Below are 23,117 nucleotides of genomic sequence, written 5' to 3' on the forward strand. Positions count from 1 at the left end.
GACGCCGATCCTTCTCCGATAGCGACGCAAATAGCCGCAGCATCTTCAACTCTATGTCTCTTGTATAGCCCATCGCTCTGCCAATCCATGCTCTATTTTCAGTAGCAGTGATCATCCCACGAGTGTCGGGAAAAATCGCATTCCGGGAAGTTGTTTCTTGCCAAATCCTTAGAGGATATTTGCCAATGGAATATCAACTGAAATCACGACCGACGGGCTTCTGATTGTGTTCACATGCATGTACACTGAATCCGTGAAAAAAAACATCACGCCCGCATCCATGTCCACATCGTCCCCGTTGGCGATGCCTGTGTTGGTGCTCTTGCTCTGCTTCCTTTTCAACCTCGCGGGGCGGGGCGTCAGCGACACCTACCTGGTGTTCCTGCTGCCGCTTGGATCCGAATTCGGATGGCACCGTTCGCAGATGACCAGCGTGTACTCGGCGCTCATGGTGGTGGGCGGGTTGGCCTCGCCGCTTGTCGGCATAGTGTTCGAACGCTTCGGGCCGCGCGTCCTGTACGGCAGTGGACTGGTCCTCCTGGGCGCAGGCCATTTCCTCGCCGGCCAGCTCCAGCAGTTGTGGCAGTTCTACCTTTGCATCAGCGTGCTGGGCGGGCTCGGCGTTTCGGCGATTGGCATGGTGCCGGCGTCCGCCCTCATCAGCCGCTGGTTCCACGGGCGGCTGAGCACGGCCATGGGCCTGGCCTATGCGGGCTTCGGTTGTGGCTCATTGCTCATGGTGCCGCTGGCGCAGGCTCTCATCAATGAATACGGCTGGCGCGATGCCTACCGACTCATCGGCGGCACGTTGCTGTTGATCGCGCCCCTCGCGCTCCTGTTGCCGTGGGGAACCATCCGTGCCGGCCACCCAAGCGGGCTTTTAAGGCAGAAGGCACCGGCCCTGCAGGCATTGGCAACCACGCCACTTCGCCAAGCCATGCGCCATCGCCCGTTCTGGATGCTGGTGCAGGTCATGTTTTTCACGGCCGTTGCGATGTACCTCATCATCGTGCAGTCGGTGGCCTACCTGATCGACATCGGATTCTCTCCACTGAAGGCGGCGGCGGCCTTCGGCACTGCGGCGATGCTGTCGGTGGTCGGCGTCTCCGCTGCCGGATGGCTGGCGGACCGCTTTGGCCACAAGCCCGCGGCGATGGTGAGCTTCGCAGGCACTTTCCTCGGCGCTGCCCTGCTCTTTGCGATGTCTTATCACTCGACGCACTGGCTGCTGGGCGCCTACATCGTACTCTTCGGCATCTTCCAGGGCGCCCGCGGCCCGATCATCGCGAGCCTCAGCGCGCGCCTGTTTCCGAATCCCGGTCTCGCTACCATCTACGGAACGATTTATGCCTGCATGTCGATTGGCGCCGGACTGGGTGCGCTGCTGTCCGGCGTGTTGCACGACCTGACGGGTGGCTACCGCGCGAGCTTTGTGCTGTCGATGGTGTGCGTGGCCGTCGCGGCATCGCCGTTCTGGACCTCGAACGCTCTCGTCGCCACGACGCCGAAAGACAAGGGCGACCGCCATGCCGGATGACGCACGCCTGATCGGGGGCATGTCACGCAACAAAGTCGTTAACCAGCGCGCCGAGGTCGTGATCGCGTACACGCCGCTTCACATCATCAAGGCTGCGGGGTCGGCTCCGCCCCAATCGTTACGAGGCCCTGTGACAAAATGAGCTTTATATCCTGTCCACTGCAACCCATCCGAAAATCAACGTGAATGTCAAACAAGCTGCCAACGTCGTCGAGTTGATCGAGTTTTTCGCCAAACACAAGCGCCCGGCCACGATGGCCGAGATCGCCAAGCATTTCGACTGGCCGCGCTCCAGCACCTTCAACCTGCTGGGTACACTGGCGAGTCGCGGCTATCTCTACGAACCGCGCGCACGCGCCGGCTACTACCCTTCGCCGCTCTGGCTCGTGATGCTTCAGCAGATCGAGCGCGCCGAGCCTATCCCTGAGCAGTTCCGCAACCTGCTGGTATCGCTGGCCGATCAGACCGGCGAGACGGCCGTGCTGGCGGCGACGTGCAGCAATTACGCGATGTTCATCGATGCCGTCGAATCGCGGCATGCGATCCGCTATACCGCGAGCCCCGGCAAACGCGTGCCGCTGCATGTCACCGCCACTGGCAGGGCACTGCTCTCGCAGTTGTCGGCCGCCGATCGGGCGAGCGTGCTGCGGCGAGCGGCGTTCGAACGGTACACGTCTACCACGCTGATGAGCGTCGCTGCGGTGGAGAAGGAAATCCAGCGATCGATTCAACGCGGGTTTTTTGAGGGCAACGCGGAATACACTGAAGATTTGGGTGGCGTCGCGCTCCCACTCCGGTTGCCGCATCGCCATTTCGCGGTGCTAGTGGCGGGTCCTATGTTCCGCATCAAATCGAGGAGCCAGGAATTTGCCGAGATCATGAGGGCTCAAGTCGACCATCACTTGGGTGACCTCGTGGCCGATGCGGAAAAGGCGGCGGACGCTCTCGGCGTTTCCTGAGCGGCAGGAAAATGAAATCCTGCGTACCTCGACCGGCAAGTTCCTTAACACCAAGCTGCACGATATGTACAAGGATTGGCATCGGGAGTGAGCCGTGATTGAACGGGCCGAATTCGGGCCCCGTTCTGTTTGAAGTCGCGAACGCTTCTAATGCCTGAGGGTTGGCCGTTTACTGCTTGCTTTCACCTCGGTGAAGTGGCTTTGGCACATCAACGGAATAGCGTATTTTGATCCTGGACAGACATGGTTTGCTGCTCCAGCAAGTCCCTGTGCAGCGCTTCAACAGGCCTATTGAAACGGGAGGTGCGATGGGCTACCGAATGTCAGAGAAATGGGAGTTTGTTTCTAACTAACAACCGTTCTGTTAATATCATCACGTGATGTTTATCGAAACCAGTCGGTTTCCGGCAGGCGCGTACAGTCGTCCTTGTCCCTTTTCATCTCACTGTCAGAAAGGCTTCCCATGTCCGTCGAACCCCCTATCCTGTTTGCGGTTGATGCCGACGGCATCGGCACCCTGACGCTGAACCGGCCGGACCAGCTCAACGCCTTCGATCTTGAAATGGTCGACGCCTGGCGTGCGGCGCTCGAGCAGGCCGAGGCCGATGAGCGCGTCAAGGTCATCGTCGTCACCGGCGCCGGTCGCGCGTTTTGCGCGGGTGGCGACTTTGAGGAGATGGCCAAGTTCAGCGAAATGGACAGCATGGGGCGCAAGGATTTTCTGTACCGGCATGTGCACCGCATCGCGCTCACCCTGGAGCGGATGGAAAAACCGGTCATTGCCGCCGTCAACGGTGCGGCGCGCGGCGCGGGCTGCGACATGGCGCTGATGTGCGACATCCGCCTGATGGCCAGTTCGGCCACGCTGGCCGAGAGCTACATCAATATCGGACTGATCGCAGGTGACGCGGGGTCCTGGTTCCTGCCGCGGCTGATCGGCACGGCGCGCGCGCTCGAGTTGTTCTGGACCGGTCGCGTGGTGGGGGCGCAGGAGGCCGAGCGCATCGGCATGGTCAACCGCATGGTGCCCGATGCCGAACTGATGGCCGCCACTTACGAGATGGCGCGCACCATTGCCGCCAAGCCGCAGCAGGCGGTGCGCTTCTTTCGTCGCGCCGTCTACCAAAGCCAGACCATGGCGCTCGCTACGCACCTGGACATGGTGTCCTCGCACATGGCGGTGCTCGAAGACACGCCCGAGCATCGCGCCGGCATTGCGGCCTTTCGCAACCGCTCGCGGGCCAGCAAGTAAAACTGGGTGGCGCTGTGCAAGGCGTTCTGAGCGGCATCACCGTCATCGACCTGTCCCGCTTGATTGCAGGGCCATACGCGGCCATGGTGCTGGCCGACCTGGGCGCGCGCGTCATCAAGGTCGAGGCCATGACCGGCGAGGAGGGGCGGCATTTTGGCCCGCCGTTTTATGGCGACTCCAGCGTCGCTTTCATGACCTGCAACCGGGGCAAGGAGTCGATCGCGCTGGACATACGCACCCCGGCCGGGCGCGCGGTGCTGGAGCGACTGATTTCAAAAGCCCAGGTGCTGGTGCACAATTTTCGCCCCGACTTTGCCGAGGCCCATGCGCTGACCTACGACGCGGTGCGGCGCCTCAACCCGACGATGGTGTACTACATGGTCAGCGCCTTTGGTGAGCAGAGCGACTACCGGCTCAGACCCGCGGTCGACAGCGTGGTGCAGGGCATGACGGGCGCCTTCTACGCCAGTGGTGAAGAGGGCGACGCACCGATTCGCATCGGCTTGCCAATCATTGACGTGGCTTCCGGCATGTGCGGCGCCTTGGGCGTGCTGGCCGCCGTGATGCACCGGCAGCAGACCGGCCAGGGGCAGCGCGTGGAGCTGTCGCTGGCGGACACCATGTTCAATTTTCTGGCGGGCAAGGTGGGTGAGTATGCGATTGAACAGCGCGAGCCGATTCGCTCGGTGAACCTGCCGATTGCGGTGCCGAGCCGTCACTTTCAGGGTTCCGACGGCGCCTGGTTCAGCGTGTCGGTGGTGAATGAAGGGGCGTTCAAGCGCTTTTGCGCCGTGGTTGAGCGCCCCGCGTGGCTCACCGATCCGCGTTACCAGCGCAATGCCGTGCGCATTGTCAACCGAGTGGCGCTGCTGGCCGAGCTGGAGGCGATTTTCATCACCCGTCCGGCGGTCGCCTGGGTGGCGGCCTTCGAGACCGCCGATATTCCCTGCGGTCCGGTGAACACGGTGTCCCAGGCCATGGCCGACCCGGTACTGGCCGCACGCTTTGTTGAGCATCCGGCGATGCCGGGACTGCCGCTGATCCCTTTTCCGGCGCAGCTCGCTGCGGGCATGCGCCGGCCCGACGCGATGCCGCCACCGCCCAAGCTGGGCGAGCACAGTCGGAACATTCTCGGCGAGCTGGGTTACGGCCCGGCCGAAGTGGATCAACTCGTGAAAGATTGCGTAATAGCACGCGAATTGAACCATCGTCATCAGTAGATTCCGAAACTTTTATAGGAGAGTCAGGCATGTCGGACCAGGAAGTTATTTACGAAGTCAAGAACTTTGTCGCCACCATCACCATCAACCGGCCCAAGACGCTTAACGCGTTCACCGGCGATACGATCAAGGACATGGAGCGGCTGCTGGCCCAGGCCAGCAACGATCCGAAGGTCGGCGTGATCGTGCTGACCGGCACCGGCGAGCGCGCCTTCTGCGTCGGCGGTGACGTCAACTGGGAAAAGGGCGAGGGCGGCAAGAGCGGACTGGAGGACCTGGAGTTCAACTTCAACCGCCAGATCGCCGAATGCCCCAAGCCGGTGATCGCGCGAGTCAATGGCTATGCTATTGGCGCCGGTCACCACATTGCCTACTTCTGCGACTTCACCATCGCCGCCGAGCACGCGATCTTCGGTCAGAACGGCCCCCGCGTCGGCTCACCGGCGGGCGGCTACATCGTCTCGCACGCGGCCAATGTCCTTGGCCACAAGCGGGCGCGCGAGCTGTGGATGCTGTGCCGCCGCTACAGCGCGCAGCAGGCGTTCGACTGGGGTCTGGCCAATTCGGTGGTGCCGATGGCCCAACTCGACGCGGAGGTGCAGAAGTATTGCGACGAACTGCTGTCGCTGTCGCCGACCTGCCTGAAGATCGTCAAGCGCTCGTTCTACCACCACATGGCGCCGATCATGGGCAAGGACATGAACGACCTGATCCAGGAAGTGGCGCCCAACTACTTCAACACCGGCGAGCAGCAGGAAGGCGCTAGCGCCTTCCTGGAAAAACGCAAGCCTGATTTCAGCAAATTCCGCTAACCGGTAACCTTTGTCCTGCGCGGCTCGGCGGGGAACTTTTAGAGACTGAAAATGATGAACCAAGAACGTTACCCCGAGTTGCGCGCCGCGCTGCGCGATCTTTTCAAACGCTTCCCTGACGAGTACTTTCGCAAGATCGATGACACCCGTGCTTATCCCGAGGCGTGTGTTGACGCGCTGACCCGGGCCGGCTGGCTGGCGGTGATGATTCCGCAGGAGTACGGCGGCGCCGGCCTGGGTCTGGCCGAAGCCTCGGTGGTGATGGAAGAGGTCAACCGCTGCGGCGGCAACGCCGGCGCCTGCCATGGCCAGATGTACAACATGGGCACTTTGCTGCGCCATGGCTCTGACGAGCAAAAGCGCCGCTACCTGCCCAAAATCGCCAGCGGCGATCTGCGCCTGCAGTCGATGGGCGTGACCGAGCCGACCACCGGCACCGACACCACCAAGATCAAGACCACCGCGGTCAAGCAGGGCGACCGCTACGTGGTGAACGGCCAGAAGGTCTGGATCTCGCGCATCCAGCACTCTGACCTGATGATTCTGCTGGCACGCACCACCCCACTCAAGGATGTGACGCGCAAGTCCGACGGCATGTCGATCTTCATCGTTGACCTGCACCAGGCCATTGGCCAGGGCATGACGGTGAACCCGATCCGCAACATGGTCAACCACGAGACCAACGAGCTGTTTTTCGACAACCTCGAAATCCCGGCCGCGAACCTGATCGGTGAGGAGGGCAAAGGTTTCAGGTACATCCTGGACGGCCTGAACGCCGAGCGCACCCTGATTGCCGCCGAGTGCATTGGAGATGCCCGCTGGTTCATTGATCGCAGCACCCGCTACGCTCGTGATCGGCGCGTGTTTGACCGCCCGATTGGGCAGAACCAGGGCGTGCAGTTTCCGCTGGCCGAAGCCCACATCGAGACCGAGGCCGCCGACCTGATGCGCTGGCGCGCCTGCGAGCTGTTCGACGCCCATCTGCCGTGTGGCGCCGAGGCCAACATGGCCAAGTACCTGGCCGCCAAAGCCTCCTGGGAGGCGGCCAACACCGCTATTCAGACGCATGGCGGTTTTGGCTTTGCCTGTGAATACGACGTGGAGCGCAAGTTCCGCGAAACCCGGCTCTATCAGGTGGCACCGATCTCCACCAACCTGATCCTGAGCTACGTGGCCGAGCACGTGCTCGGGCTGCCACGCTCATTCTGAGAGAAACTGTCATGCGTCCATTAGAAGGAATGTTGGTTGTCACGCTGGAGCATGCGATTGCCGCGCCGTTCTGCACCCGTCAGCTCGCTGACCTCGGCGCGCGGGTCATCAAGGTCGAGCGACCGGGCGAGGGCGACTTCGCCCGCGCTTACGATACCCGGGCCCACGGCCTGGCGTCCCACTTCGTCTGGTGCAACCGATCCAAGGAAAGCCTGACGCTCGATCTGAAGCAGCCGGCCGCTCGCGCTGTATTGCAACAGCTGGTGGACCGCTGCGACGTGCTGGTCCAGAACCTGGCGCCCGGCGCCGCCGCACGCATGGGGCTGGATCACGCCAGCCTGGAGCCGGTCAATCCGCGCATCGTGGTGTGCGACATCTCGGGCTACGGCGACGGCGGGCCTTACACCGAGAAAAAAGCCTACGACCTGCTGATCCAGAGCGAAGCCGGTTTTGTGTCGGTGACCGGCACGCCGGAGCAGCCGTCCAAGGCCGGCCTGTCGATTGCCGACATCGCCGCCGGCATGTACGCCTACAGCGGCGTGCTGGCCGCGTTGCTTGAGCGTGGTCGCACCGGTCGTGGCCAGCGGCTCGAAATCTCGATGCTCGAAGCCATGTCCGAATGGATGGGCTTCCCGCTCTACTACACGCTGGAAAGCCAGCCGCCGCCGCCGCGCGCTGGCGCCTCGCACGCGGCGATTTACCCCTACGGTCCGTTCACCTGCGGCGACGGCAAGCAGGTCGTGCTGGCAGTGCAGCATGACCGTGAGTGGACCACCTTTTGCGACAAGGTGCTGCAGCAGCCGGCGCTCGCCAAGGCGTATCTTGGCAACGCCAATCGGCTGGCCCAGCGCGAGCACCTGCGCGTTGTCATCGAAGGGGTGTGCGCCACCTTGACGGCGGCGCAACTGGTTGAGCGGCTCGACGCAGCGCAAATCGCCAATGGTCAACTCAACGAGATGGCCGATCTGTGGCGTCATCCGCAGTTGGCGGCGCGTGGGCGCTGGACCGAGATCGGCTCGCCCGGCGGCCCATTGCCGGCGCTGTACCCGCCACACCATCTCAGCCACAGCGAGCCGCCGCCCATGGGGCCGGTGCCCGCCCTGGGAGAGCACACCGAAGCCATCCTCACCGAACTCGGCTACGGCGCGCCTGACATCGCCCGGCTGCGAGCGGACAAGGCCATCTAAGCGAGCGACCGAAGTCATGACCCAAGATAAAACCCCGAGCGCGACGCTGGCCGCCTTTGCCGCCGGTCTGCAATTTGACACGATTCCGGTGCCGGTGCTGCGCCGCACCGAAGACCTGTTCCTCGACTGGTATGCCTCGGCGCTGGCCGGCAAGGGCGCGCGGCCGGTCGAAGCCATCGAGGCTTACGCCCGCATCATGGGACCGGACTCAGGTCGCGCCGAGGTGTTGATCTCGCGCCGCACCACCTCGCCCCATTTCGCCGCGATGGTCAACGCGGCTGCCTCGCACTTCGCTGAACAGGATGACGTGCACAACGGCTCGGTGTTCCATCCCGGGGCGGTCGTGTTCCCGGCGGCGCTGGCCATTGCGCAAGACATCGGCGCGAGTGGCCGTGAGTTCCTGGCCGCCGTGGTGGCGGGCTATGAGGTCGGCATTCGCGTGGGCGAGTTCCTCGGCCGCTCGCACTACCGCATCTTTCACACCACCGCCACCGCAGGCACCCTGGCCGCCGCTGCAGCGGCCGGGCGGCTGCTCAGGCTGGACGCGACGACCATGCTGCATGCTTTCGGCAGCGCCGGCACACAAGCTGCCGGACTGTGGGAGTTCCTGCGCGACGCTGCCGACTCCAAGCAACTGCACACCGCGCATGCGGCGTCCAGCGGTTTGGCCTCCGCCTACCTGGCACGAAGTGGTTTTACCGGCGCGCGCCAGATTTTGGAAGGGCCGCAGGGCATGGCCGCGGGCATGTCCAGCGATGCCGACCCGGCGCGGCTCACCGACCGTCTGGGGCAACGCTGGGCCACGGCGGAAACCTCGTTCAAATACCACGCCTCGTGCCGTCATACGCACCCCAGCGCCGATGCGCTGCTCACGCTGATGCAAACGCATGGGCTCAAAGCCGACGATATCGCCGCAGTGGCCACCCATGTGCATCAGGGTGCCATCGACGTGCTGGGCCGCGTCACCGTGCCCGCCACCGTGCACCAAGCCAAGTTCTCGATGGGCACGGTGCTTGCGCTGGCGGCCGAGTACGGCTACGCCGGGCTGAACGAATTCGAGCAGCATTACCTCGCGCCGTGCGTGGCCGCCTTGCGCGACCGGGTCACGATGCAGCTCGACGCCGAGGTTGACCGTGCCTATCCGCAGCGCTGGATCGGCAAGGTGACGGCGACGACGCGTGACGGCCGCACACTCACGGCGCGCGTCGACGAGCCCAAGGGCGACCCGGGCAACACCCTGACACGTGCCGAGCTGGAAGACAAGGCGCAGCGCCTGGCGGCCTACGGTAAGGGCGCTACGCCGCAAGAAATGGAGGCCCTGATCGCGCGCGTTTGGACCGTGGTCGAGGTGCCGCGCATGGGCCGCTGGCTGGAGCCGCGCGCATGATAGCCCATACCGCCGGCCTGCAGGTCTTGCCACGCGCCTACCTTTTTGTGCCCGCCGATCGGCCCGAGCGTTTTGCCAAGGCCCGCGCTAGCGGCGCTGACGCGGTGATCGTCGATCTGGAAGACGCCGTGGCCCCCGAAGCCAAAGTGCGCGCGCGCGAGGCGCTGGCGGCGCTACTGGACGAAGCCGCGCCGCTGGTGGTTCGCATCAATGCCGCTGGCACGCCCTGGTTTGAGGACGACCTCGAACTGTGTCGTCATCCTGGTGTGGCGGCGGTGATGCTGCCCAAGGCCGAGGGCATCGACGCCGTCTGCACCGTGGTCGAGACCACCTACAAGGACGTGTTGCCGATCATCGAGTCGGCGCGTGGCCTTCAGGAGATCCACAGCATTGCGCGCGTGCCGGGCGTGATTCGCCTGACTTTTGGAAGCGTTGATCTGGCGCTCGATCTGGGCATCGACTGTGCGCCTGATGGCGCGGAGACTGAGCTGCTGGCTTTCCGCTCCCAAGTGGTGCTGGCTTCGCGGCTGGCCGGGCTGGCTGCGCCGGTTGATGGCGTCAGCACCGCGATCGACGACCTGCACCGCTTGCAGGCCGACACCGGACGCGCGCGCCGGCTCGGCTTTGGTGCCAAGCTGTGCATCCACCCGAAGCAGGTAGTTGCCGTTCAGGCGGTGTTCACGCCGACCCCCGAGCGGCTTGACTGGGCGCGCCGCGTCTGCGAAGCATTTGCATCGGCCGACGGCGGTGCCGTGGCCGTGGACGGCCAGATGGTTGACCTGCCGGTGGTCCAGCGTGCACGCGCCGTGCTGCGCAGCGCAGCGCCGGCCTGGCAGCCTGATTTCATTGATCCGACAGGAGACCCCCATGACTCGTAAAAGCAAACCCATCCGCTCCGACATCGCCTGGAGTACCCCCGACCGCATCGAAGTGCACGGCAAGAGCCTGCCCGACGAGATCCTCGGCCATCTCAACCTGGGTGATATGGCCTTCCTGCAGATCCTCGGGCGCATGCCGACGCCGCAGGAATCGAACGTGTTCAACGCCATTGCGGTGACGCTGGTCGAGCACGGCATCACGCCGAGCGCGCTGGTCGCGCGGCTGACCTACGCCGGTGCGCCCGAATCGCTGCAGGCGGCGGTGGCGGCCGGATTGTGCGGCCTGGGCAGCGTGTTCGTTGGCAGCACCGAAGGCACCGCCAGGATGCTGTACGAGGCACTGCCGCCGGGCACGCGCGGCGCCGATCTGGAGCGCATTGCGCACGAGACCGTGGCGGCCTACCGCGAGCGCGGCCAGATCATTCCCGGGCTCGGCCATCCGCTGCACAAGCCGGTCGATCCGCGCGCCCCGCGCCTGTTCCAGATCGCCAAGGACAACGGCTTTTCCGGCGACTACATCCGGCTCGAACAACTAATCTGCGCCGAGGCCGAACGCGTCGCTGGCAAGTCGCTTCCCGTCAATGCGACCGGCGCCATCGGCGCCATCAGCTGCGAACTCGGGCTGCCATGGAAAATCGTGCGCGGCATCGGCGTCTTCGCGCGCGCCATCGGGCTGGTGGGCCATATCCTCGAAGAGAGTAACAACCCAATCGCGGTCGAGATCTGGCAGCGGGTCGAAGACGAGGCCACTCGGCACATCAGGCCACAGGGCGCCTGAAGCGCTGCGGCTGGCCTTGCACGCACGACGCGCCCGCGTCGACCTATCGATAGAATCTTACTAGACACTGCTGGAGTATTGAACGATGAATGACACGATTCTGAGAGAAGAACCCATCCACTGGGTGCAATCACCCCCGCAGACTGCCGAGGCATTGAGCGTGGGAAACTGGTCCGTCGAGGCTGTCGTGGCGCTGCTCGACCAGCCATTCAACGACCTGATGTTCCGGGCCCAGCAGGTGCACCGTGAGCATTTCGACCCCAACGAAATCCAGCTCTCGACCCTGCTGTCGATCAAGACCGGCGGCTGCCCGGAAGACTGTGCGTACTGTCCGCAATCGGTTCACTACGACACGGGTGTCGAGGCTGGAAAGATGCTGGACGTGCAGGAAGTTGAGTTGGCAGCCAAGGCCGCGCGCGACCAGGGCGCCAGCCGCTTCTGCATGGGTGCTGCATGGCGTGCACCCAAGGACCGTGACGTCGAGAAGGTTGCCGAGCTGGTTCGCGTCGTGAAGTCGCATGGACTGGAGGCCTGCTGCACGCTTGGCATGCTGAGCAACACGCAGGCGCACACGCTCAAGGACGCTGGGCTCGACTACTACAACCACAACCTCGACACCGCGCCCGAGGCCTACGGCCGGATCATCACGACGCGCGATTATCAGGACCGCCTCGAAACGCTCGGCCACGTCCGCGACGCCGGCATCCACGTATGCAGCGGCGGAATCGTCGGCATGGGCGAGTCGAGGCGCGAGCGCGCCGGACTGATCGCGCAGCTCGCCGGTCTCGATCCCTACCCCGAGTCGGTTCCGATCAACCATCTGGTGCAGGTCGAAGGTACACCGTTGCATGGCATCGAAGCGCTCGACCCGTTCGAATTCGTCCGAACCATCGCCGCAGCGCGGATCACGATGCCGAAGGCTCGCGTGCGTCTGTCTGCCGGGCGGCAGCAGATGGGTGAGGCGGTGCAGGCGCTGTGCTTCCTTGCTGGTGCGAATTCGATCTTCTATGGCGACAAGCTGCTGACCACGGGCAACCCCGACTGGGCCAGCGACCGACGCCTGTTCGACACCCTAGGGCTGGTGGCGCGCTGAACTTCATTGAAGGTGAAACCATGTACCGTACCCTCCTCAAGTCCAAGATCCACCGCGCCACCGTGACGGCATGCGAGTTGCATTACGAAGGCTCCTGCGCGATCGACGAGGATCTGATGGATGCTGCCGATCTGCGCGAGAACGAGCAGATCCACATCTGGAATATCGCCAATGGCGAACGCTTCATCACCTATGTCATCCGTGCCGAACGCGCAAGCGGGGTAATCTCCCTCAACGGCTCGGCCGCGCGTCGCGCCGCAGTGGGCGATCTGGTGATCATTGCCGCGTTCGGACTGGTGGCAGAGACCGATCTCGACAGCGCCCAGCCTCGGCTGGTCTTTGTGGATGCCGACAACCGGATACGCGAACTGAGGTCGACGATTCCGGTCCAGGGCGCATAGGGCTGAGAGAGTGAGAATTTTTCACCACCGGTCTAAGCTGGCACGAGATTGGCTTGCAACGGCCGCATGGCAACGCGAAGCACGGACGACCATGCCGTCAACGATTTCCGCAGCGACGACGGCGAGTTGCTGGACGATCTGCTCACCGACAACGTGGCTGCGGTGGGGGCCCATGCTGCCGCAGTTGTTCATCACTGAGGTGAGAGCCCGAACCATCCTTTGCGAAACGAGGAACCCGTTAGGGTTTCGCGGACTGACGATGACGCCATGGCGTCACGGCTCCTGAGGAAGACGAGGAACAAAGATTAGACGGCAATTAAGTGAGCGTGTTGCTGATCTCGGGCTTTTGACGGGTCAGCCGGAACGTGGCCACGAATGGCCAATATCGAAATCCCCTGTGTTTCCTGGCAATTTACCGTAGCGTCTCCACGCAAAGCGTTTGAGCATAGACGCATATCATGCGAACCGGTTCGGTATGTACAAAGAAATCAAACCACTTCGTCGAGATCGAGATGTTGAAACGCCCACCAGCAGCCTGAAAAGGCCGCGAACCAGAGCAAATGTGCTCAGGAAATCGGTGAAAATGCACTTCAGATTTCATTGTGTGAATTCTTGACGTTCAACTCACGCTCAGCGCCAGTTAAGCAGAGCATCCCTAGCCGCGGCGGTTGCCGGCCGGCATGCGGCGGCCAGTTCGCTCAGGGCATGGACCAGCTGGTCGATATCGGCTTCGGTGTGAGCCGCCGACAGGGCGATGCGCAGGCGCGCCGTGCCCTCGGGCACGGTCGGCGGGCGGCTCGCGGGCACCCACAGGCCGCGCTCGCGCAGGCCCTCCATCGCCGCCAGCGCCTCGTCATTGCGGCCGATCAGCAGCGGCTGGATGGCCGTCCGCGACGCGCCGAGTTGCCAGGTGCTGCCCTTCAGGCCCGTTGCTAGGCCTTGGCGCAGACGCGCGATGAGTTTTTGCAGATGCACGCGCCGCCACTCGTCTTTGGCGATCAATTGCAGGCTGGCATGCAGGGCACTGGCCAGCAGTGCGGGGGCGGCGGTGGCAAAAATATAGCTGCGGGTTTTTTGCAGCAGCCATTCCACGAGAGCATCGCTGCCAGCCACAAAAGCGCCGGCAACACCCGCCGCTTTGCCCAGAGTCGCCATGTAGAGCACGCGGGGTGACGCTTGCGCGCCGCTCAGGCCAAAGTGTGCCAGGCTGCCGCGCCCTTGCGGCCCCAGCACGCCAAAGCCGTGGGCATCGTCGATCAGCAGCAGCGCATCGTGGCGCTCGCACAGCGCCAGCAGGGCCGGTACATCGGCAATGTCGCCGTCCATGCTGAACACCGCGTCGCTGATGACCAGCTTGCGGCGCGCCGGGCTTTGCGCCAGTGCGGCGTCCAGCGCCGCCAGGTCGGAGTGGGCATAACGGTGAATCTGCGCGCGAGACAGCCGTGCGCCGTCGATCAGGCAGGCATGGTTGAGTGCGTCTGAAAAAATCGCGTCGCCGCTGCCGACGAGCGCCGGAATGATGCCGATGTTGGTGGCGTAGCCGGCGTAAAAATAAAGCGCGCGAGGCAGGTCGACGAAAGCGGCCAGGGCGTGTTCAAGCGTCTCGTTGGCCGAGCTATGGCCGCTGACCAACGGTGAGGATGCGGAACCCACGCCGAAGCGGTGTGCGCTGTCGCAGGCGGCCTCCACCAGCGCCGGGTGGGTGGCCAGGCCCAGGTAGTCGTTGCTGCAAAAGGCCAGCATGCTTTGCCCGTCCACCAGCAGGCGGGCGCCGCTTTCGGGCTGCACTACGCGGCGGTGTCGCCGCAAATGACTTTGATCCAGCGCGGCGATGCGCGCCGGAAATTCATCGAGCCAGGAGCTTGTCAGTGAGGGGTGGATTGCCATGCGGGGGGAAGTTCCAGGGTGAGGGCTCTGGCATCGGGCATGCTTTGATGCGCAATGTTGGCCAGCAGCGGTGTATTCAGGCGTTGCTGCAAAAAGGCGATGTTGTCATCTTGCGCCAGCATGGCCGGCTCCATATGGTTGGCGACCCAACCAGCCAGCCGCAAACCGCGCGCGTGAATGGCCTCCAGGGTGAGCAGGGCGCCCATGCCGCCGTGCTGGACCCGGCCCGGCCGACCGAAGGCTGCTGCACCACCTTTCTGGCGTTCGGGAACGGCGCAGCGGCCTCCATGGTCTACAGCGGCTACGACCACTTCGACAGTGACGAGTTTCACTTCTGGATTGGCGAGTCGGGCCAGCCCAAGACGGCGGCCCACGCCAGCAGCCGGCGCAGTCTGCGGCAAAGCACCGCGGACACGGCCGAAGCCGCGGTCCGCGCGCAGCGCTACGGTTACGGCAGTCCGTTTTGGAAGGCCATCCAGTCGGCGCACCGGCCCCACCAGCCGCACTTTGGCGTACTGATCGCGACCTGCGAAAAGGCCGATGCCCGGCCTTCGGCCGATGGTGTGCTGCTTTACACCCACGACGGCGTGCAGGAAGTGGCGCTGCCTGCCGGACAGAGCGTGCCCGGCTACGGCGACGTCCTCGATGAAATGGTCGCCGCAGTCCAAGGCCAGGCCGCGGCCGTGCATGATGGGCGCTGGGGGCGCGACACCCTGGCGGTCTGCCTGGCGATCCTGCAATCGGCAAGGGAAGGCCGCGAAATTTTCCTGCCTGCCGCGTAGCGTGGCGCTGCCGGGGCGCGGAGATCAAGGCCTTCCCACTCGAGTAGGGGCATGATGTGTATCATTTTGACCCGTATCCCGGCACGGCCCCCTAAACGGTGGTCGCGGGCTGCTGCTCCATAAACTCAAAAAGACTATGCCCTTTTGAAGTCAGGTATTCGACAACCATGGAAGCAGCGTGTGGCTTGCTCCAACCCTTTTTTGCGCACACGCCTTGCATATACAGGCTGTCTACAGTCCGTCTAATTATTTGGGCTTTGCGTTTTCATGGTGCTTTTTTCCTTTCAGGCAATTAAAGTCATGCCAGCGTGCTTTGATGCGCCAACATCAAAAGTCATGGTTTGGGCGCAACCAGCACCCGTTGCAGACCTTTCGATCAAACAGTCTGCAAAGTCGGCCTTACCTTCACCAAAGACTCGCAGGGCACGCATTACCTGATCCGCACGCTCTACCAAAAATTGTTTGGTCCGAAGAATCGCCTCCAACGCTTGGCCAACTTGCTCCCCTGTCAACTCGTAGCAGGAGGTCAACACCCAGTACAACTCGATCACGGACACCATGGTGATGTATCCGGGGTTGTCACCGTCCAGAGACTCAATCAACTTGGTCGCCTTGATCCTCCCATTGAATCGATGAAGAGGTGATCAACAAGAACCGGCGGGTAACCTGCTGGTTTTGTTATTTTGGTGGTGTTGATTAGGCAGCGACCTTGGCCATCTGTCGGACATACGTAAGCAGCGCTGGCCAGGTGTTGACGATGCGGCAGTAACGGTGGCCAGCTGATGTTCACGCAGCAACGGTGGCCAGGAGTCGCCGAAACGGAAGAGTTGTTGACCATGAGTCGCTCAAAAGCCGCTTTAAAGCGCTACCTGGTCAACGTTGCTTCGCTGGTAATGGTCAAACTTGCTGCAGTCAGCCATAGTCAATAGCGCGGATAAACATTTACAAGAAAGTAAATGGAATTAATTCACTCGTCAGCACAAGTATCATTGACATGATGGAAAATTAACCCATAATGAAGTCACTTGCAAATTTGAATTGCGGCTAAGTCCTTGATTTGAAACCATTTTTTTGCGCCGCCGACTTTGACCTGTCCAAAATCACGACCCAAACCCGCCCTGGTTGGCCGCGCCGCAGCCGCCCGGTGGGCGCACGCGCCGGCATGCCGGCGGGCTGTACCCCGGCCGCCGGGCGGCCCGGCAACGAGCGCGGACGGCAGGGCGCCCAGCACCAGGTGCGGATCGGCGGCGTGCCGTCGACGCGGGCGCCAGCAGGGCGCTCGTCGGCCGAGCACATGACGGACGCGTGGGTCATATAGAAAACTACACCATATGGAAAACTACACCATGCCCCGGCGGGGCCAGGACCCGGTGAAATGAGCCAATCATTGAATCCCTCGACCAGCGACCTGTCAACACCGCCCGGCGCGCCGCCGGCGCTGACGCTCGAAGGCGCGCTCGACCGGCTACGCAACGGCGTGCGCATCGCGCCGTCCACGCAGTTTCCCGACGCTGTGAACGCACGCCTGGCCAGCGCCGCCCAGACGGCCGCGCGGCAGTGCGCCAAGGTGCCGCCGGCGGCCAGCCGCCGCGTGCTGGGGCTGCTCGATGTCGCCGTGAAAGCGCCGACGGCAGGCCAGCGCGTGGCCTGGCACCGGCGCGCCGCCGACGCGCTGGCCAGCGCCTTTGCGCCGCACGCGGCCTGCCGCGCCGGCTGCAACCACTGCTGCCACATCCCCGTCAAAATCAGCGCCGTCGAGGCGCGGGCCCTGGGCCGGGCCATCGGCCGCGCCCCGGTGCCGCTGGCCGATCACGAACCTGCCGCCATCGCCGGCTACGCCTCGCCCTGCCCGTTCCTGTCGGATGGGCGCTGCAGCATCTACGCGCAGCGCCCGGCCGTCTGCCGCAGCCATCTCAACATGGACGAAGACGCCCTGCTCTGCCAGCTGCTGCCCTCCGGGCACCAGGTCCCGGTGCCCTACCTCGACACCCGGGCGCTGCTGGCGGTGTCGGTGCTGATCGCTGGCGAGGACCTCGGCGCGGCCGACCTGCGCCAGTGGTTTCCCGCGCCTGCCGCCCCCATACGCCCCCCAGAGAATGACAACCATGCCCGTTGACAACTACCCCTTCCGTCCCCACCAGGAACCGGCCCGGTCCATCCATGACGCGTTCCAGCGGGAGGCCGGCAAACGCAAGGAGCGCGCGCTCGACGTGTGGATCGCGGCCGAGCTGCAGGCGGTGTTAGCGGCAGCGCAGCTGGCGGCCGAGCGGCATGGGCTGCGCATGCTGAGCATGGACGAAATCAAGAGCGCGGAGCGCTACGCGCGCGGCTCAGCGGACTACGGCTCGAAGTGGGCCTACACGGTGGTGGACAGCATGCGCCGCTCGGCGGCCAGGTCCGCCGCATGACGGCGCGCACCACCGTCTCGGGTTTCGTGGTGCTGGAGGCGCCGCCGCCGGCCCCCGGCGAAACCGCCCTTCCCCTCAAGCCCAAGCGCGGCCGACCCGTCGGATGGCGCATGCCCACGCTGGCGAACCTGGACCAGCTCACGCTGGAGGACTTTTCGTTTGTGCGCGGCGTCATGAGCGGCATGAAACCCGCCGTGGCCTACAAGCAGTTTTACGCGAACCGCCACTTCGACGCCGACGGCAACCCGATCATTCCGCACGGCACGGAGATCAACAGCCACGCCGACCGCCTGCAGCTGGCGATCCTCGCCGCCGCGCGCGCCTCCAACAAGCCCGAAGCCAAGTCGGCGGCGCTGGCCCTGGAACGCCCTACCCCCGAACCCGTGGCCGCGCCGGCCGCCGTCGCGCAGGCGCACCTGGCCTATACGCAGTGGACCGAATCGCAACCCGAGGACATGTATAACGAAAACGAGATAGTCGAGCGCTACAAGGACTACCTCGCCGACCAGGGTGTTCAGCCCGGCAGCGGCGGCCACTTCGAAGTCGCGGACCAGTCCTTGAGCGTCACCGCCAAGGTCAAGGCGATCAACGCCCTGCAGACCCAACTGGCCACCCTGCCCCAGCCCGAGCACAGCACGAAACTGTGGCTGGCCGCTTCGCTCGTCAAGGCGTTTGCGCGCCGCGGTGTCACGACCATGGCCGGTGTCGTGCAGTCGATCTCCGTCGCCGGCCGGCACTGGCACCGCGACATCAAGGGACTGGGCCCGGGCCGCGCGGCACGTATCGAGGGCTGGCTCGAAGACCACGCCGACACGCTGGGACCGTTGTTGCGCTGGGGTGCGCACTGGGAAGTGGCCCCTCCCCTGGCCCAAGTCATCGTGCCGCTGCAGCGCGCGCCCGCCGCCGCCCTGCTCACCTACAGTCAGGAATCGGGCATCGCGTCCCCCGCCCCGACCGCGCTGGCGCTGCGCTCCGGCATCGCGCCGCTGGAGCTGCTGCTGGTGCCGCCTGCCCTGGACGGCCAGGCCGGCATCTTCAGGACGCAGACGCCGAATCACCTGGGCGCGACAACCGACATCGAGGCCATCGGCGCCTGGCTCAATGGCTACCTAACCGCGGGCAAACAGCGGACCTTTGACGCCTACCGCCGCGAAGTCGAACGGTTTTACATCTGGGCTATGCTCGAAGCACAGTGCCCGCTGTCGTCGATCACCTTGAGTCTGGCCCAGCAGTACCAGGCGTTTCTCAGGGCGATCCCTGGGCGCTACACCACCACTGCACGGGTCCCGCGTCACGATCCGCGCTGGCGGCCTTGGCGCGGCCAGCTCGAGGCGAGCAGCCAGAACTACGCGCTCGGCGTGTTGTACCAGATGTACAATGCGCTCCACAAAAACGCCTACGTGACGGGCAATCCCTTCGAGAGCATCCAGTACGATGCCGCCGGGATGAAGCGCCACGCCATGGATGTGACGCGCAGCCTGCACGCCGACGACCTCTACCTTGTGCGCGAAGCGCTGGCCACCCTCCCCGGCCTCACGTCCGCAACGCTGCGCAAAGCCGCCCTCGCCCGCCGGACCCGGCTGATCCTACACCTTGCCTTGACCACCGGCATGCGTTTGGCCGAGATCTCCTCGGCGAACATGAACAGCCTTGCCCACCCGCGTGTCGATGGCAGGGCCGCCGATGATTGGGTTATTACGGTCGTAGGAAAGGGTAAGAAGAAGCGCGCAGTTCCAATTAGCGTGAAGCTTATGAACATGATTGAGGAGCACCATGCGGACTGGCGGGCCTTGATGCCAGAAGATGCGGCACGCATTGCAGCCTTCGATCTCTCCCCTCCCCTCATCGCCGCCCTGGAGGCGCCGGTTCGCTCGGGTGGGCGCGCCATCACCGATGACACGGCGATGGCCCATGACAACGGCGCGCTGAGCACGAATGGACTCTATCGAACCCTGAAGACGTTTTTCCGGCAGATGGCCAGAAAAGAGCGGGGCCCAGAAATGCAGGCTCGCATCCTGAGGTTCAGCACACATTGGCTTCGTCATACCTACGCACACGAGGTCCTGCGCGAGAACAACGGCGATGAAGGCCTCAAACTTGCCCAGCAGCTGCTCGGTCATGCATCGATTACCACGACCGCGGAGTATGTGGAGCAAGATATTTCGGCACAGGTGAAGGCAGCTCGTAAAGTCAATCCCCTAGGAGACTAGGACTCGAAAGCTGGACTCAGAACCATGGTAGTGCCAACGCAGTTTCCCCGGGGAAACTGGAGGCCATTTTCGCGACGTTTTTTCAGTGCCGACTACAAAAGAGCGAATGCGAATCTTCTTTCCGGCACCAATCCATCACCGGCGATAGGGTACAGCGGCACAGTTTCCCCGGGGAAACTGGAACTCGACCGCGACGCTTTGTCCAGCATCCCAGCCGTGAAAGCTATTGCTGCGGACTCCTTAGCGCCAAGCGATTCGCAGCACGAGGGGTGAAGGCCGCTCAGTTTCCTCGGGAAAACTGAGCGGCCTCGTGGCCACACATCCTCCTAAAAACCTGTCGAACTAAATTACCTCAACATTTAATTGGCGCTGCCCTGGCGGAATCCAACTGAATATCACTGAGCGTCTCTGCAGTTTCCCCGGGGAAACTGTCTGCGCAAGCCAGAGATCGTCCTCCCGATCAGGGGAATAGCTGCGGCGCCGTTTCACTAGAGCTTTCTAAGGCTGATAGGTTGCTACGCTCGCCCGCCCCGCCCCTGGCGTGCAATTCACTCGACACATTCAAATGGTCTGGAAGTGACGCAGCATCCCCGCATAGGCTAGTTAAGCGACGATGGTTAATATCAATCGGCAATAGCTAATGGCGAGGGCAAGAGGCAAGACAACACCATTGGCCAACACGGAGCTCGATAAGCGATAACACGTATGCCCCTTGCAGCAAAAGACAGGCGAATTCCGATAGACGCGCATTGGACAACCGGAAAATCGGCATGGCACGCCGTGCAACAGTAGTTCAGTTTCACCGGGGAAACTGGTTCTCGCTACACGCGCGAACAATTTCACACCATCAACTCGCTTTTGGCCAGTATTACCCCTTGACAGAGTTATCTTTGCTGTTAAATTAGCTTCAGACCAAATGAGAAGCCGATTGTGGGCTGTTATCTGAATAGAAACTTTCAAAGTTCGCTGCTGGGGCACGTCCTCGGTGCAGCTATCGTTTTAGGAGCACTTGCCGGATGCTCCGAATAATCCGCGCCAAAAACCGCCGCCGGCCAAAGCAGCAGCAGAGGACTAGAGCGTCACTCAACAACGCCTCAAAGATCGAAAGAAGGAACACGATGCAAAGAACAAGGCGGTGTGCCTGGAAACCATCGGCAAAGCCAAGTGTGAGGAAGTCGGCTACGTCTTCGACTGATGCTTGCCAAAACTGGCGATTTCGCCAACCTTAAAACCCTATAGGAGAGTCCCGTGATCGTTCAAATTGGAGCCGAAAAAGGAGGGGTCGGAAAGAGCACCTATGCGGTGAATCTCTCCGCCTATCTTGCGCAGCAAGGATACAGTGTCATCCTGGTCGATACAGACACCCAGAAGACTTCCAGCAAATGGGGGGAGTTGCGTTCGCATTTCAAGTTGCAGCACAACTTCACCATCGTCGACAAAGCTGTTGACCCAACCGAGCACATCCGCATGCTCTCCGAGAAGTACGATGTCGTTGTCGTTGACGTCGGCGCCCGCGACTACGCCCGGCTGAGCGAACTCACCCGAATTGTCGACTTGTGGATTGCTCCGACTCGGGTGGGGCAGGGCGATCTTGAGTCCACCCTTGAATTGGCTGATGCCTTTGCCAAGGCGGACTCGAAGCACAAGAACGGGAAGATCCCACTGGTTGTCTCGATCAACGCAGTTCCCGGTGCCTGGAATACCACTGAAGGCGCGGATGCCTACGAAGCGCTTAAGGAGGCCCTCCCAGGCGTGCCTATTCTCGAGGCCTTAGTCCGCGACCGGAAGATCTGGCGTGACGCGCACCGCATGGGGCGAACCATCTTTGAAATGCCACCACGCGAGCGCGAGAAGGCAGAAGCGGAATTCACCCAGATGGTCGATGAAGCTTTTAAAGCATTCAACAAGTTCAACAAGGGAAGCAAGAAAAATGGCGCCTAACTCCAAGTCAAAACGCAAGCCAGTTCTCGGCCATATCCACCGCAACACGGACCAAGCGGCAATGAGCTTGGCGCTGAGCGACGTGCGGCCTCCCACCCCGATTCCTGCGCCGCCAGTGGCGCCCGCAGCTCACAGTTTGCCAACCGCGGACACCGACATTTCGACTTTGTACGCGGTTGGCAGCAAATACCCGGTTCCGTTGTTTCTCCTTGCGCGAAGCCCAAATCAAGCACGGGTCTTCTACAGCACAGAAGAGCTTGACGACATGTCTAAGTCGCTGCGAACAAACGGACAGCACCTGGCCGGGCTTGGATACGTGAGGTCTGGCCGAGTGTTCTTGATCGATGGCGTGAAACGCTTCCAGGGAGCCACCATCGGGGGTCTGGGCACCCTGGAAGTTGAAATCGTTCCCACGCCCGTTGATGACGCCGCTGAGTATGAAATGTCGCGGCGTATCAACCTTGAGCGCAGCGCGCAAACTGCGCTGGACGATGCCGTTCGGTGGAAGGACTTGCTGGCCAAAGGCGTCTATGCGGATCAGGACGCGCTTGCCCAGAGCCTCGGTATATCTAAGGCCACGGTTTCGAAGACGATGGGGCTGAATCGCATCCCCGAGAGGTTGCTTCGGATGATGAGTGACCATCCCCAAACTCGCGCTCTCACAATCGCGTATGAGATCAGCAATGTCTTCGCGGCCGACCAATTCAAAGAAGCGCCCGAGAAGGCTGAGTACATGGCCGAGGACGTCATTGAAGAGACGGCAAAGCTTGACTTGAGCCGGCACCAGGTGAGCACCCTTATCGCTTCGAAGCTCAGCGGTCCGAAATCACGACTTCGAGGTGAAGCCCATCCCGTCAAGTATGGGGAGAGCAAGGGGTCCTTGAAGGTTGTCCCATCGCGCGGCCAAGTGGAGCTGGTGTTCAAAGGGCTACCAGAGCCCAAAGTGGAAGAGCTCAAGGCACTTATCGAGCAGATGCTCGCTGGCCAACTGAGCATCTAAGCGCGGAAAGGTACCCGGGAAACCAACTATCGGTGTGGGCGTCCACTCACCAACAAAGGCCCAAAAAGCGAAGCATCATGCCCCCATTTGGCTCGTTAGACAGTTAGAAAAATGCCTCGCATGTGCTAAAGGTACCCGGATATGGGGCTTCGGTGACCTAAAACCTGAGAATGATC

At 62.8% G+C, this 23,117-nt stretch carries 23 protein-coding genes; 20 read left to right on the forward strand and 3 right to left on the reverse strand.

Translation table 11 applies throughout. From position 1 onward, the window contains the following. Positions 1–238: 238 nt before the first annotated feature. The 13 genes from B7G53_RS17530 to B7G53_RS23250 all read left to right on the forward strand — a co-directional run bounded on the left by B7G53_RS17530 (position 239) and on the right by B7G53_RS23250 (position 12,911). Positions 239–1,537 (forward strand): MFS transporter, encoded by a 1,299-nt coding sequence (locus B7G53_RS17530; protein WP_096670071.1) that lies wholly within the window; start codon positions 239–241, stop codon positions 1,535–1,537. A gap of 182 nt (positions 1,538–1,719) precedes the next feature. Next, positions 1,720–2,496, forward strand: coding sequence for an IclR family transcriptional regulator (locus B7G53_RS17535; RefSeq protein WP_096670073.1), 777 nt, complete (start codon positions 1,720–1,722; stop codon positions 2,494–2,496). Between the two features lie 463 nt (positions 2,497–2,959). After that, entirely contained in the window at positions 2,960–3,748 is a 789-nt protein-coding gene (locus tag B7G53_RS17540) for an enoyl-CoA hydratase/isomerase family protein (protein WP_096670075.1), read from the forward strand. A gap of 14 nt (positions 3,749–3,762) precedes the next feature. Continuing rightward, the gene (locus B7G53_RS17545; RefSeq protein ID WP_176491393.1) at positions 3,763–4,968 is read left to right on the forward strand and encodes a CaiB/BaiF CoA transferase family protein; all 1,206 of its coding nucleotides are present in this window, start codon (positions 3,763–3,765) and stop codon (positions 4,966–4,968) included. A 29-nt stretch (positions 4,969–4,997) separates the two neighbouring features. Beyond that, entirely contained in the window at positions 4,998–5,780 is a 783-nt protein-coding gene (locus B7G53_RS17550; protein WP_096670079.1) for an enoyl-CoA hydratase-related protein, read from the forward strand. 51 nt (positions 5,781–5,831) lie between these two features. Continuing rightward, on the forward strand, positions 5,832–6,989 hold the full coding sequence (locus B7G53_RS17555; RefSeq protein WP_096670081.1) for an acyl-CoA dehydrogenase family protein: 1,158 nt from the start codon (positions 5,832–5,834) through the stop codon (positions 6,987–6,989). Between the two features lie 11 nt (positions 6,990–7,000). Beyond that, entirely contained in the window at positions 7,001–8,176 is a 1,176-nt protein-coding gene (locus tag B7G53_RS17560) for a CaiB/BaiF CoA transferase family protein (RefSeq protein ID WP_176491394.1), read from the forward strand. 16 nt (positions 8,177–8,192) lie between these two features. Next, on the forward strand, positions 8,193–9,563 hold the full coding sequence (locus tag B7G53_RS17565) for an MmgE/PrpD family protein (protein WP_096670085.1): 1,371 nt from the start codon (positions 8,193–8,195) through the stop codon (positions 9,561–9,563). After that, positions 9,560–10,441, forward strand: coding sequence for an HpcH/HpaI aldolase/citrate lyase family protein (locus tag B7G53_RS17570; protein ID WP_096670087.1), 882 nt, complete (start codon positions 9,560–9,562; stop codon positions 10,439–10,441). The genes B7G53_RS17565 and B7G53_RS17570 overlap by 4 nt, the downstream gene beginning before the upstream one ends. Continuing rightward, the gene (locus tag B7G53_RS17575) at positions 10,431–11,219 is read left to right on the forward strand and encodes a citryl-CoA lyase (RefSeq protein ID WP_096670089.1); all 789 of its coding nucleotides are present in this window, start codon (positions 10,431–10,433) and stop codon (positions 11,217–11,219) included. Before B7G53_RS17570 ends, B7G53_RS17575 begins: the two co-directional genes overlap by 11 nt. An 85-nt stretch (positions 11,220–11,304) precedes the next feature. Continuing rightward, positions 11,305–12,312, forward strand: coding sequence for a biotin synthase BioB (gene bioB, locus B7G53_RS17580; RefSeq protein WP_096670091.1), 1,008 nt, complete (start codon positions 11,305–11,307; stop codon positions 12,310–12,312). A 20-nt stretch (positions 12,313–12,332) separates the two neighbouring features. Further along, complete coding sequence (panD, locus tag B7G53_RS17585) at positions 12,333–12,713, forward strand: aspartate 1-decarboxylase (RefSeq protein WP_096670093.1); 381 nt, start codon at positions 12,333–12,335, stop codon at positions 12,711–12,713. Positions 12,714–12,779: 66 nt separating this feature from the next. Then, on the forward strand, positions 12,780–12,911 hold the full coding sequence (locus B7G53_RS23250) for a hypothetical protein (RefSeq protein WP_255250061.1): 132 nt from the start codon (positions 12,780–12,782) through the stop codon (positions 12,909–12,911). Between the two features lie 432 nt (positions 12,912–13,343). On the opposite strand, the gene bioF is transcribed toward B7G53_RS23250, so the two are convergent. Together bioF and B7G53_RS23395 are read right to left on the reverse strand one after the other, a co-directional pair. After that, positions 13,344–14,600, reverse strand: coding sequence for an 8-amino-7-oxononanoate synthase (gene bioF, locus B7G53_RS17590; RefSeq protein ID WP_176491395.1), 1,257 nt, complete (start codon positions 14,598–14,600; stop codon positions 13,344–13,346). Then, positions 14,579–14,722, reverse strand: coding sequence for a hypothetical protein (locus B7G53_RS23395; RefSeq protein WP_217992631.1), 144 nt, complete (start codon positions 14,720–14,722; stop codon positions 14,579–14,581). Before B7G53_RS23395 ends, bioF begins: the two co-directional genes overlap by 22 nt. A gap of 51 nt (positions 14,723–14,773) precedes the next feature. Between B7G53_RS23395 and B7G53_RS17600 the strand changes: the two genes are divergently transcribed. Continuing rightward, a complete protein-coding gene (locus B7G53_RS17600) occupies positions 14,774–15,382 on the forward strand; it encodes a hypothetical protein (RefSeq protein WP_141396372.1) in 609 nt (202 codons plus the stop codon). Positions 15,383–15,666: 284 nt separating this feature from the next. On the opposite strand, the gene B7G53_RS17605 is transcribed toward B7G53_RS17600, so the two are convergent. Continuing rightward, on the reverse strand, positions 15,667–15,999 hold the full coding sequence (locus B7G53_RS17605) for a PIN domain-containing protein (protein ID WP_441338997.1): 333 nt from the start codon (positions 15,997–15,999) through the stop codon (positions 15,667–15,669). 440 nt (positions 16,000–16,439) lie between these two features. On the opposite strand from B7G53_RS17605, the gene B7G53_RS17610 reads away from it, so the two are divergent. From B7G53_RS17610 to B7G53_RS17635, 6 genes are all read left to right on the forward strand, one after another. Then, a complete protein-coding gene (locus B7G53_RS17610) occupies positions 16,440–16,700 on the forward strand; it encodes a hypothetical protein (protein WP_096670097.1) in 261 nt (86 codons plus the stop codon). A 57-nt stretch (positions 16,701–16,757) separates the two neighbouring features. Continuing rightward, positions 16,758–17,498, forward strand: a complete 741-nt coding sequence (locus B7G53_RS23260) for a YkgJ family cysteine cluster protein (protein ID WP_255250063.1) — start codon at positions 16,758–16,760, stop codon at positions 17,496–17,498. Beyond that, positions 17,488–17,790 carry a hypothetical protein gene (locus B7G53_RS17620; protein WP_096670099.1) on the forward strand — a complete coding sequence of 101 codons (303 nt, stop codon included), beginning with the start codon at positions 17,488–17,490 and terminating at the stop codon, positions 17,788–17,790. The genes B7G53_RS23260 and B7G53_RS17620 overlap by 11 nt, the downstream gene beginning before the upstream one ends. After that, positions 17,787–20,000: a site-specific integrase gene (locus B7G53_RS17625; RefSeq protein WP_096670101.1), complete on the forward strand. Its 2,214-nt coding sequence runs from the start codon at positions 17,787–17,789 to the stop codon at positions 19,998–20,000. The genes B7G53_RS17620 and B7G53_RS17625 overlap by 4 nt, the downstream gene beginning before the upstream one ends. A 1,248-nt stretch (positions 20,001–21,248) precedes the next feature. Next, positions 21,249–21,941 carry a nucleotide-binding protein gene (locus tag B7G53_RS17630; RefSeq protein WP_096670103.1) on the forward strand — a complete coding sequence of 231 codons (693 nt, stop codon included), beginning with the start codon at positions 21,249–21,251 and terminating at the stop codon, positions 21,939–21,941. Then, the gene (locus B7G53_RS17635) at positions 21,931–22,941 is read left to right on the forward strand and encodes a ParB/RepB/Spo0J family partition protein (protein ID WP_096670105.1); all 1,011 of its coding nucleotides are present in this window, start codon (positions 21,931–21,933) and stop codon (positions 22,939–22,941) included. The genes B7G53_RS17630 and B7G53_RS17635 overlap by 11 nt, the downstream gene beginning before the upstream one ends. The last annotated feature ends 176 nt before the right edge of the window (positions 22,942–23,117 follow it).

It is taken from the genome of Polaromonas sp. AET17H-212 (assembly GCF_002379085.1).
Classification (GTDB): domain Bacteria; phylum Pseudomonadota; class Gammaproteobacteria; order Burkholderiales; family Burkholderiaceae_C; genus Polaromonas.

Excerpts from the sequence above, each read along its gene's own strand:
- B7G53_RS17530 (WP_096670071.1), top strand. The coding sequence starts at position 239 with ATGTACACTGAATCCGTGAAAAAAAACATCACGCCCGCATCCATGTCC.
- B7G53_RS17540 (WP_096670075.1), top strand. The coding sequence starts at position 2,960 with ATGTCCGTCGAACCCCCTATCCTGTTTGCGGTTGATGCCGACGGCATC.
- B7G53_RS17550 (WP_096670079.1), top strand. The coding sequence starts at position 4,998 with ATGTCGGACCAGGAAGTTATTTACGAAGTCAAGAACTTTGTCGCCACC.
- B7G53_RS17555 (WP_096670081.1), top strand. The coding sequence starts at position 5,832 with ATGATGAACCAAGAACGTTACCCCGAGTTGCGCGCCGCGCTGCGCGAT.
- B7G53_RS17560 (WP_176491394.1), top strand. The coding sequence starts at position 7,001 with ATGCGTCCATTAGAAGGAATGTTGGTTGTCACGCTGGAGCATGCGATT.
- B7G53_RS17565 (WP_096670085.1), top strand. The coding sequence starts at position 8,193 with ATGACCCAAGATAAAACCCCGAGCGCGACGCTGGCCGCCTTTGCCGCC.
- B7G53_RS17570 (WP_096670087.1), top strand. The coding sequence starts at position 9,560 with ATGATAGCCCATACCGCCGGCCTGCAGGTCTTGCCACGCGCCTACCTT.
- B7G53_RS17575 (WP_096670089.1), top strand. The coding sequence starts at position 10,431 with ATGACTCGTAAAAGCAAACCCATCCGCTCCGACATCGCCTGGAGTACC.
- bioB (WP_096670091.1), top strand. The coding sequence starts at position 11,305 with ATGAATGACACGATTCTGAGAGAAGAACCCATCCACTGGGTGCAATCA.
- panD (WP_096670093.1), top strand. The coding sequence starts at position 12,333 with ATGTACCGTACCCTCCTCAAGTCCAAGATCCACCGCGCCACCGTGACG.
- B7G53_RS23250 (WP_255250061.1), top strand. The coding sequence starts at position 12,780 with ATGGCAACGCGAAGCACGGACGACCATGCCGTCAACGATTTCCGCAGC.
- bioF (WP_176491395.1), bottom strand. The coding sequence starts at position 14,600 with ATGGCAATCCACCCCTCACTGACAAGCTCCTGGCTCGATGAATTTCCG.
- B7G53_RS23395 (WP_217992631.1), bottom strand. The coding sequence starts at position 14,722 with ATGCTGGCGCAAGATGACAACATCGCCTTTTTGCAGCAACGCCTGAAT.
- B7G53_RS23260 (WP_255250063.1), top strand. The coding sequence starts at position 16,758 with ATGAGCCAATCATTGAATCCCTCGACCAGCGACCTGTCAACACCGCCC.
- B7G53_RS17620 (WP_096670099.1), top strand. The coding sequence starts at position 17,488 with ATGCCCGTTGACAACTACCCCTTCCGTCCCCACCAGGAACCGGCCCGG.
- B7G53_RS17625 (WP_096670101.1), top strand. The coding sequence starts at position 17,787 with ATGACGGCGCGCACCACCGTCTCGGGTTTCGTGGTGCTGGAGGCGCCG.
- B7G53_RS17635 (WP_096670105.1), top strand. The coding sequence starts at position 21,931 with ATGGCGCCTAACTCCAAGTCAAAACGCAAGCCAGTTCTCGGCCATATC.